Origin of the sequence: Aureimonas sp. AU4 (assembly GCF_001463765.1) — a bacterium.
Taxonomy (GTDB): domain Bacteria; phylum Pseudomonadota; class Alphaproteobacteria; order Rhizobiales; family Rhizobiaceae; genus Aureimonas.
The window spans coordinates 1-5861 of the sequence record NZ_BBWK01000105.1 but is presented as its reverse complement, the minus strand read 5'-3'; the positions used below and the strand labels follow the sequence as shown (position 1 = coordinate 5861).

General features: G+C 64.3%; 9 protein-coding genes. 2 read left to right on the top strand and 7 right to left on the bottom strand.

Going from position 1 to position 5861, the window contains the following annotated elements:
* The first annotated feature begins 224 nt into the window (after window positions 1-224).
* A complete protein-coding gene (locus tag AUL35_RS21170) occupies window positions 225-2279 on the top strand; it encodes a GAF domain-containing protein (protein WP_062018556.1) in 2055 nt (684 codons plus the stop codon).
* A 17-nt stretch (window positions 2280-2296) separates the two neighbouring features.
* Window positions 2297-2677 (top strand): response regulator, encoded by a 381-nt coding sequence (locus tag AUL35_RS21165; RefSeq protein WP_062018558.1) that lies wholly within the window; start codon window positions 2297-2299, stop codon window positions 2675-2677.
* Between the two features lie 211 nt (window positions 2678-2888).
* Here AUL35_RS21165 and AUL35_RS21160 read toward each other — a convergent pair whose 3' ends face one another.
* The 7 genes from AUL35_RS21160 to AUL35_RS21130 all read right to left on the bottom strand — a co-directional run bounded on the left by AUL35_RS21160 (window position 2889) and on the right by AUL35_RS21130 (window position 5400).
* Window positions 2889-3134 (bottom strand): hypothetical protein, encoded by a 246-nt coding sequence (locus AUL35_RS21160; protein ID WP_019998569.1) that lies wholly within the window; start codon window positions 3132-3134, stop codon window positions 2889-2891.
* Window positions 3135-3740: 606 nt separating this feature from the next.
* A complete protein-coding gene (locus AUL35_RS22400) occupies window positions 3741-4040 on the bottom strand; it encodes a hypothetical protein (RefSeq protein ID WP_156418144.1) in 300 nt (99 codons plus the stop codon).
* Window positions 4041-4084: 44 nt separating this feature from the next.
* Window positions 4085-4288: a hypothetical protein gene (locus AUL35_RS21150; RefSeq protein ID WP_062018552.1), complete on the bottom strand. Its 204-nt coding sequence runs from the start codon at window positions 4286-4288 to the stop codon at window positions 4085-4087.
* Window positions 4289-4369: 81 nt separating this feature from the next.
* Window positions 4370-4555, bottom strand: coding sequence for a hypothetical protein (locus AUL35_RS21145; RefSeq protein ID WP_062018550.1), 186 nt, complete (start codon window positions 4553-4555; stop codon window positions 4370-4372).
* Window positions 4556-4717: 162 nt separating this feature from the next.
* Entirely contained in the window at window positions 4718-4906 is a 189-nt protein-coding gene (locus tag AUL35_RS21140) for a hypothetical protein (protein WP_062018548.1), read from the bottom strand.
* A gap of 9 nt (window positions 4907-4915) precedes the next feature.
* Window positions 4916-5128 (bottom strand): hypothetical protein, encoded by a 213-nt coding sequence (locus AUL35_RS21135; RefSeq protein ID WP_062018546.1) that lies wholly within the window; start codon window positions 5126-5128, stop codon window positions 4916-4918.
* 53 nt (window positions 5129-5181) lie between these two features.
* Entirely contained in the window at window positions 5182-5400 is a 219-nt protein-coding gene (locus AUL35_RS21130) for a hypothetical protein (RefSeq protein ID WP_062018544.1), read from the bottom strand.
* Window positions 5401-5861: the final 461 nt, after the last annotated feature.

Genomic DNA, 5861 nt, shown 5'->3' with positions numbered 1-5861 from the left:
GGGGGGTGGAAAGGCGACCGTCCGCTTTTCGGCGCGTTCGAAGGATAGCTGACACTCGGCATAGTTCCCCATCGGGGCAGAAGCGCCTGCGTCGCCACCGCGATACAGTTCGATCATCCGGATGGGCGCAGTCGCCTTGACTGTATGGGGAATTCCGCTACGCGAATGTTTCATCCGATAATGAACGATCGGACGACGGCCCGTCGCATGGGAAGGCAGGTAGCATGTCCACTTCCCGAACCCGCGACGTGACCAAGCTCGACGTCGGCGCCCTGGACGAGGCTGCCGTGCGGGACGCAGCGCGCCTTGGCATCCTTTCGAGCTACGGCGTCCTCGATACGCAGTCCGAACAAGGTTTTGACGACATCGTGCTTCTGGCGACGCAGGTCTGCGCCACGCCGGTCGCTCTCGTCAGCCTCGTCGATCGGGACCGCCAGTGGTTCAAGGCGCGGGTCGGTTTCGAGCCCTGCGAGACTTCGCTCGACCGATCCGTCTGCGCCCACGCGCTGGGGCGCACCGACATCCTTCAGATCGAGGACCTGACGCAGGATCCCCGCACGCGGGCGAACCCTTTGGTGACGGGCGAGCCGTACCTGCGCTTCTATGCTGGCGCTCCGCTGACGACGCCGGAGGGACAGACGCTCGGCACACTCTGCGTCATCGACCACGTTCCACGTCCGAACGGACTGACGCCGGCCCAGGCGGAGGGCCTGCGGGCACTTGCCCGCCAGGTCATGACGCTTCTCGCCCTGCGACGGAACGTGCTCGACCGCGACGACATCGTGGTGGACCTCGACGCGGCCTGGCAGACCGCCAGCGACAGCCATCTGCGCCTCGACGCCATGTTTCAGCAGGCGCCGAGCTTCATGTGCATGCTGCGCGGTCCCGAGCACCGCTTCGAGTCCACGAACCCGGCCTACCAGCGCCTGATCGGCGACCGCGACGTCGTGGGCTGCACCGTCGCCGAAGGGCTTCCCGACGCGGCGGCGCAGGGCTTCGTCGCTATCCTCGACGAGGTCTACCGGACCGGCGAGCCCTACGTCTCGAAGGGTGCGTTGTTTGCCCAGCAGGCCGTGCTCGGCGGCGCTGTAGAGAACCGCTACCTCGACTTCATCTACCAGCCCGTCCGGGGCGACGACGGGACCGTGACCGGCATCTTCGTGGAAGGGTCCGACGTCACCGACCGCGTCGTGCAGGCCCAACGTCTGGCCGCCCTGTCGGACCTCAGCGAGCGGCTACGCGATCTTGACGACGCTGACGCGGTCGTTCACGCCGCCGCGGCCTGCCTGGCCGAGACGCTCGGCGCGACGCGCACCGGCTTTGGTACCGTCCGGCTCGAAGACGAGACGATCGTCGTGCCACCCGACTGGCACCTTGCGGACGTCGCCAGCGTCGCGGGCCTGCATTCGTTCCGCACGTTCGGCAGCTACATCGACGAGCTGAAGCGCGGCGAGACGGTGGTCATCTACGACGTCGCCACCGATCCGCGCACGAAGTCGAGCGCCAAGGCGTTCGAGGCCATCCAGGCGCGGTCTATGGTCAACCTGCCGATCATGGAGCAGGGGAAGCTCGCGCTCCTCGTCTTCGTCCACCAGCGCAACCGGCACCCCTGGAGCCGGGACGATCTGCTGTTCATCGGTCAGGTCGGCGACCGGGTGCATGCCGCGCTGGCTCGTCTCGGTGCTGAGCGGCAGCAGCAGCTCGTCAACCAGGAGATCTCGCATCGCCTGAAGAACACGCTCGCCATGGTGCAGGCGATCGCCACGCAGACCCTGCGTCAGGTCACCGAACGCGATGCCGTGAAGGCGCTGACGCAGCGCATCGGCGCCTTGGCGCGGGCGCACGAGATCCTTCTCCAGCAGAACTGGTCGGAAGCGCGCATCCGCGACGTGACGAAGGCTGTCCTTTCCACGTTCGAAGGTGGCGAGCGGTTCCGGGTCGAGGGGCCGGACATCCTGCTCGGACCGCGCACGACGCTGAGTTACTCGCTGCTCCTGCATGAGATGGGCACCAACGCGCTGAAGTACGGCGCCCTGTCGGTGCCGGGCGGCCATGTCGAGATCGAGTGGCGTGTCGTGGGGGACGGTGACGAGGCGACGCTCGACTTCCGCTGGCGCGAGGTCGGGGGACCGCCCGCGACCGCACCGTCGGGACGGGGCCTCGGCTCCCGCCTGATCGGCATGGGACTGATGGGAACCGGGGGTGTCGATCTGGCTTATGGACCCGAGGGTCTGACCGCACATATGCAGGCGTCACTGTCGCAGATGCAGCAGTCGTGACAGACGGGATGCATCCGATGACGCCGCCAGCCAGCCCCTACCGTCCGATCGTGCTGGTGGTCGAGGACGAGCCGCTCCAGCGCATCATGGCCATCGACATGATCGAGGAGGCAGGCTTCGCGGTGGTCGAGGCACGTGATGCTGGCGAGGCTGTGCGCATCCTGGAGAAGCGCACCGACATCCGCCTCGTGTTCGCCGACCTCGACGTTCCCGACAGCGTGAACGCGCTGAAGCTGGCCGCCCTCATCCGTGACCGCTGGCCGCCAATCCGCATCATCCTGATTTCGGGACGGTATGGCCGCCGGGAGGTGAAGCTGCCAGCTGACACAGTGTTCTTCACCAAGCCCTACCCGCAGGACGACGTGGTGCGCGAGATGCAGCGCATGACGTCGCTATAGGGCGCCTTCGACAGCGCGCCCAACGTCGGCTTTCGGCTCGATGGGCAGCAGGCACCGTGGTCCCGGATGAGTCGGAAGCGGATGGACCGCTTCCGAGCGTCCGCTTCCCCGCCGCCGATCGGCTCGACTGGGTGGAAACCGGTCAGTCTGCTATGGGTTGAACAAGGCGCGATAGCAGACCTTTGGTTTGAGCCGTCCCTTTGCTAGATCGCTAGTCATCAGTGAACTCCGCCGGCACGTCGCCGAACCGCGACAGCACGATCGGATCCTCCAGCACCTCGCCTGTCTCGGTGTCGACCGTATGCTGCAGGGCGACGACTCCGATCGCCGTGCTCGATGCGCGCTCTGCGCGGGCGACAGCTTCCTCGGCCTTTCGGAAGTCCAGCACCCGGCCGGCGATCAAACGCTTTCCGCTGCGCTCGAACTGCTGAACGATGAAGAACGTCTTGGCCGGCATCGCCTAGCCGAGCCCGTGAAGGAATGGCCGACGTCCCATGAACGAGTTGACCTGCGCATGCCGCAACGCTTGCATGCGCTGATGGCCCGCCATCGTTGCCAGGGTGGCGATCGCAGGACCGGACGCTTCCCACTCCCCGCAGTGTTCGCAGGCCGTGGCCGAAGCGATCTGATTGATGGCCGGGATCGGCTTTGCCGGCCGGCTGCATATCAGGCAATGCATGGGGAACGTCCTGTCTCTGTTTTGGGGAGCGAACGGCCTGATGGGCAACTGTCTTCGCGGTGACGTTCGTCGGGAACGGTTGGTAACCCCGAAAGGGGCTACGGCATCATCGCGAGTTGGACCAAGTCGTACTCGCGGCCGTTCCAACGCCGCCACACCTGCCCGCCATCGTCCCGGCTCATCCGCCCGTTGGTCAGATGCCGCGGCTCATCGAACGGGATACTCTCCCAGCGCCATCCCCGGCGCAGGGCGCGAAGCGAGCGTCGTGCGGGGCGAAGAAGGCGCAGCAACGCAGATGCGATCATGGTCGGGCCTTGGGTTGGAGATGGTCGGGTGGCGTCGAACGGGTCGGCACACACGTTGGCGAGGGGCGCGCGGGACGTGTCAGTCCAAATCCCGCACGGCTTGGTCGCGACTTTGCGCCTCGCCCGGCGCTTCGTAGAGGTTCCGCGGGTCGATACCGAACATGATGCCGATCGCCCGACGGTTGCTGGTCGGCGTCTCGGTGTTCCGCCCTTCGATCGCAGCTTGGCTTAGCTGGTCCAGATCCGCCGAAGGCTTCATCGCATTCGAGCTTTGTTTGCCATCAGCCTGCAAGTCACTCGCAGGTGCCGATGCGGTCGCGAGAGCGCTACGGGGTGCGACACCGGCAGCGCTGCTTTGTTCCTGATGGGTGAACGGCATGACGGGACCTCGTTGTCGGTTTGCAGGAAGTGCGCAATCGGCTGTCAGCCGCTTTGCGTAGGGCGGGCGATCCTGTCGCGGATCACCTGCTGCGCTTCGCCGACGATGATGTCGACGCCGTTGTGCGCGGACGATGCCGGCAGCTCGACATGCAAGCGGCTTCCGTCCGGATGCTGCGAGATCATCACGACCCGATCCATGTTCACCAGCAAGGGATCGCCCTGCTGACTCGTCAGTTCAAGCCACATGCCGATCTCCTATTGGGATACGGGGCCGGGAACGGCCCTGCTGGTTCGTAGCGATCGAGGCGTTCTGTGTTACGTGGTGCGTCAGGCGTCGGGACGGTCGGGAAAGTCGGGCCGTTCGTAGAGCGCCGCGATCTCGTCCTTCTCGTATCGACCCTGATCTGTGTCGATTGCGTACTGGAAGCGAGGCTCTGTCGTATCGGTGACCAGAAAGCGCACGGCCTCGGCCAACGTCGGGAAGGTCTGGAACCGCATCGACCCCTTGGGCATCTGCCGCTTCGCGGAACTGCACCAGAACACATCCGCCGTTCCTGCGTAGTCGATAGTTGGGACTGACATGATGAGGGTCGGCTTTCGACAGGAGGATTGAGCGCAGGGAATGAGCCTGTTGACCCAGCGGGGAACTCGGCTCGATAGGAGGTCCTGCGGTGTTCAGCAGGACATGACTTGGTCGGATGTAGCCTGACCGAGGTCGGCGCGTTGAGCGATTTGCTCCTGCGTCCACCCGTCGAGCCACGACAGCTTCTGACTTGAGCCATCGGCATAGCCGCTGGTGGACGTCGGCTGACCGGCACGGAAGGCTTCGATGCCGGCGGTCTTCGGATCGGTGGGGAGGGTCATGTCGTGTTCCTACGGTAGCTTGATGGGTGAAAGGGACGAAGCAAGGCTCGGCACGCGGATCGCATTCACCTCATCCTCGAGGTCCATGCGGATCCGCCGCAGACGTTTCTCGGCCGCGGTCGCGATGATGTCCCGCATCTCGACACTGCGAAGCCCCGGCATGTGGTCGAGAACGATGCGCAGATGGGCAAAGCGGGTCGCCCGGAAGTCGAAGCTGGACATGGATGAGCCTTGCGTCAGGTGACAGGGCCTGCTGGCGATCTGGGCTGGTCAGCTCAGAAGTGCTTGCCTTGCGTCCAGCGATGGACCTCGGCGTCCGCTTGGTCCTTGGGCAGCCCCAGCCTGTCGCGCACCATCGTGGCGAGCTGCTGCTCGTTGTGGATCGTGGTCACATCGAACCGGGTCAGGAACGGCCAGCGCTCGCGCGCCTCCGCCATATAGCCGCGCTTGCGAGCGACGGTCTCGCTGCTTTCTCCACCCTGATAGCCGAACATGAGGCGAGGCTCCGAGAGGGTGGAAGCGCCAGAGGCATGGGCCTCGCCGAACGTCCCGGCAGCCCGTATTCTTCAACACCCAAGCTTCTAATATGGTGTATTTTTAATTGGTGGCTAGGAGATATCGAATTGAATGATAGATATTTTTGTTTTCAACGCGGTGGAACCAAATTCCCATTCTTGATCATCATAGCATTGTGGTTTACTTTTCCCGTCTTGCTAAACGCATGCACTTCGCGTTTTTTGGACCAATCTATTCGCACGTGCCGAAGTTAATGAGAGATTCCGCACGCGGTGGAAAGCTGAGTTTTTTGCAGGCTTGATGGCCAACCCTCCATTGTACACGCAAGCCGAATTATTGATTGCGCCCATCTCGGCACCATGCCACGAAGCGGATCGACCCGGCCGCCTGCAGGGTCCAGCTATCGGATCCATCGATTGTCATCCATGCCCGCCGTGCC